Raw genomic sequence first — 3,215 nt, forward strand, 5'->3', positions numbered from 1 at the left:
CGCCGCGGCGGCGGCCTCGGGCTGCGGCTCTGCGTGGGGAGCAGGATCGGGATGGGGCTCCGCCTCAGGCGCAGCCGCCTCCGCTGCCTTGCCGGTATCCTTGTCAGTATCCTTGGCGCCTTCCTCGCCCCCCTCCGCCTTTGGCGGATCGCTGGAGATCTCGGTCGCCTGAAGGTCGATAGTCGGCGGCGCGCGCTTGGGCCGGAAATCCGGCGAAGGTCCTGGGTCGTCGGGCCTTTCTTCAGCCATCGCGAGGGTCCTCAAAACTACTGGCCGCACATTCTAGAGCATGATCCGATCCGATTGAATTGGATCATGCTTTTATCCTTTTGGTCGCGTTTTCTTAACGCGAACCGGTCCCCACTTCGCTTGAAAACGCTCCGTCAGAATCGGCTCAGGTTCTTAGAGCACGATCCGAAAAGCGGAGCATTGCCTAACATCATGGTCAGACGAAAGAATTATTCCGCTCACGGCCGCAGGGTGCGGCCGAGCGCCTCCAGCAGGGCGTTTTCGTCCGGCCGCGCCGCCACCACCACCTTGGTCGCGCCGGCGTCATGCAGCACCGCGGCGACCGCGGCCGAGATGCAGCATTGCGGCAGCGCGAGCGCCGAAATCTCGATTCCGTCGGCCCGTATTGTGTCCAGGAACGCCTGCGCGCTGCGGCGGGAATAGTGCAGCACCGCGGTGATCCGGTTCGCCAGGAAGGCGTCGCTGACCTCCGTCGGGAAGCCGGCCACCGGCGCCATCCGGTAGGTGGTGTGGGTGACGACGCTCAGGCCGGTTTCGCTGAGTTCGCCCGCCAGATCGCGCGACAGGTCGGCGCCGGCAAGATAGAGCAGCGTGGCCGAAGCCGCCAGTTCGCCGGCCTTGACCCGCGCGAGCACGAGATCGCGCAAGCTCACCGCATCGCCCTTGGCCACCATCACCATGCCGAAGCCCGCGGCGCGCGCGGCATCGGCGGTGTGCGCCCCGACCGCGAACAATGGCAGCCGCAACAGCCGGCTGCCGGCGAGATCGATCGCGCGCGGGGCGTTGGCGCTGGTCAGGATGACCGCGTCATAATCCGCATCATCGTCATGGAACGGTAGCGGCTCGAAGCGCAGCACCGGTGCCGCGACGGCCTCAAAGCCGCGTTGGCGCAGCGTCGCGAGCGTCGCTTCGTTGTCCGGATGCGGTCGTGTGACAAGGATGGTCACGGATCAGGTCTCCCGGCTTACGAATTGGACCTTGCCGACCGATTGCACTTTAAGACCTCGCAATGCTACCCCGGAGGGGACATGTTGATGAACATGATCTTGCCGGAAACCGGTTTCGGCCTGTCCGGATCATGCTGGTAGCACAAGGGCCTAAATTGGGACACGAACCACCGATGCTGGTGCTGGGGATCGAGACCACCTGCGATGAAACCGCAGCCGCGGTGGTCGAGCGCCAGGCTGACGGACAGGCGAAAATCCTCTCCAACGTCGTGCGCTCGCAGACCGACGAGCACGCCCGCTTCGGCGGCGTGGTGCCGGAGATCGCCGCGCGCGCCCATGTCGACCTGCTCGACGGTATCGTCGCCTCCGCCATGAAGGAGGCCGGTGTCGGCTACGGACAATTGTCGGCGGTCGCGGCAGCCGCCGGCCCCGGCCTGATCGGCGGGGTGATCGTCGGCCTCACCACCGCGAAAGCGATCGCGATGGTGCACGACACGCCGCTGATCGCGGTGAACCATCTCGAGGCGCACGCACTGACGCCACGGCTGACCTGCGCGCTGGCGTTTCCCTATTGCCTGTTCCTGGCCTCGGGCGGCCACACCCAGATCGTCGCCGTGGTCGGCGTCGGCGAATATGTGCGGCTCGGCACCACCGTCGACGACGCGATGGGCGAGGCGTTCGACAAGGTGGCGAAGATGCTGTCGCTGCCCTATCCCGGCGGGCCGCAAGTCGAGCGCGCGGCGGCCGGCGGCGACCCGACGCGATTTGCGTTTCCGCGCCCGATGCTCGGCCGTCCCGATGCGAATTTCTCGCTGTCGGGATTGAAGACGGCGGTGCGCAACGAAGCGAGCCGGCTGGAGCCATTGGAGCCGCAGGACATCAGCGACCTCTGCGCAAGCTTCCAGGCCGCGGTGCTGGAATCGACCGCGGATCGGCTGACCGTCGGCTTGAGGTTGTTCCAGGAGCGGTTCGGCACGCCGCGCGCGCTGGTCGCGGCCGGCGGCGTTGCCGCCAACCATGCCATTCGCAGCGCGCTGCAGGATGTCGCGGCGAAAGCGCAGACCACGCTGATCATCCCGCCGCCGGCGCTCTGCACCGACAATGGCGCGATGATCGCCTGGGCCGGTGCCGAGCGGATGGCGCTCGGGCTCACCGACACGCTGGAAGCGCCGCCGCGGGCACGCTGGCTGCTCGATGCCAACGCCAAGGCGCCGGCCGGCTACGCCAACAGCCGCGCCGGATATTGAGCTGAGGGTTCCGATGCCCGCGCATATGTCAGTCAGCGTGATCGGTGCCGGTGCCTGGGGCACGGCATTGGCCGAGGTCGCGGCACGCGCCGGACGCAAGGTGACGCTGTATGCGCGCAATGCCGAACATGCCGCGCAGATCCAGGCGACGCGGGTCAATCCACGGCTGGCCGGCGTCCAGCTTCATCCCGACATCGCGGTGACATCGGATATCGCCGCTGCCGCGCGCGCGGACATCATTCTCGCGGTCACTCCGGCGCAGCATTTGCGCGCCGCGGTCAGTCATCTCGCGCCGCATCTTGCGCCCGAAACACCTGTCATCGCCTGCGCGAAGGGCATCGAGCACGGCACCCACAAGTTCATGACCGAGGTGATTGCGGAAGCAGCACCGCGCGCGGTGCCCGCGATCCTGTCGGGACCGAGCTTTGCCGACGACGTCGCGCGCGGATTGCCGACGGCCGTAACCTTGGCCACCAGGGACGAGGCGCTGGCACGCGCGCTCGTGCAGGCGCTCGGCTCGGCGACCTTCCGGCCCTATCACACCACCGATGTGCGCGGCGTCGAGATCGGCGGCGCGGCCAAGAACGTGCTGGCGATCGCCGCCGGCATCGTCGTCGGTAAAAATCTCGGTGCTTCCGCGCTCGCCGCGCTGACCACGCGCGGCTTCAGCGAGCTCGCGCGATTGGGCCGCGCCTGCGGGGCTCGCACCGAAACCCTCGCCGGCCTGTCTGGGTTGGGCGATCTCCTGCTCAGCTGCTCGACCGCGCAATCG

The 3,215-nt window shown here is 67.6% G+C and carries 3 protein-coding genes and 1 pseudogene; 2 read left to right on the forward strand and 2 right to left on the reverse strand.

What is annotated here, in order from left to right; translation table 11 throughout:
* Together H8B02_RS46375 and H8B02_RS46380 are read right to left on the reverse strand one after the other, a co-directional pair.
* A pseudogene (locus H8B02_RS46375) lies at window positions 1-249 on the reverse strand (hypothetical protein); the annotation flags it as partial.
* Between the two features lie 218 nt (window positions 250-467).
* The gene (locus H8B02_RS46380; protein ID WP_229172387.1) at window positions 468-1,196 is read right to left on the reverse strand and encodes a uroporphyrinogen-III synthase; all 729 of its coding nucleotides are present in this window, start codon (window positions 1,194-1,196) and stop codon (window positions 468-470) included.
* Window positions 1,197-1,369: 173 nt separating this feature from the next.
* Here H8B02_RS46380 and tsaD point away from each other — a divergent pair, with 173 nt between their 5' ends.
* Window positions 1,370-2,443, forward strand: a complete 1,074-nt coding sequence (gene tsaD, locus H8B02_RS46385) for a tRNA (adenosine(37)-N6)-threonylcarbamoyltransferase complex transferase subunit TsaD (protein ID WP_229172388.1) — start codon at window positions 1,370-1,372, stop codon at window positions 2,441-2,443.
* A 13-nt stretch (window positions 2,444-2,456) separates the two neighbouring features.
* Window positions 2,457-3,215, forward strand: a 759-nt coding sequence (locus H8B02_RS46390; RefSeq protein WP_229172389.1) for an NAD(P)H-dependent glycerol-3-phosphate dehydrogenase, incomplete at its 3' end; no start/stop codon positions are given.

The organism is Bradyrhizobium altum, from assembly GCF_020889705.1.
GTDB classification, from domain to species: Bacteria; Pseudomonadota; Alphaproteobacteria; order Rhizobiales; family Xanthobacteraceae; genus Bradyrhizobium; species Bradyrhizobium altum.

Bases quoted from the DNA above. Each gene is read 5' to 3' on its own strand.
- tsaD (WP_229172388.1), top strand. From the start codon at position 1,370: ATGCTGGTGCTGGGGATCGAGACCACCTGCGATGAAACCGCAGCCGCG.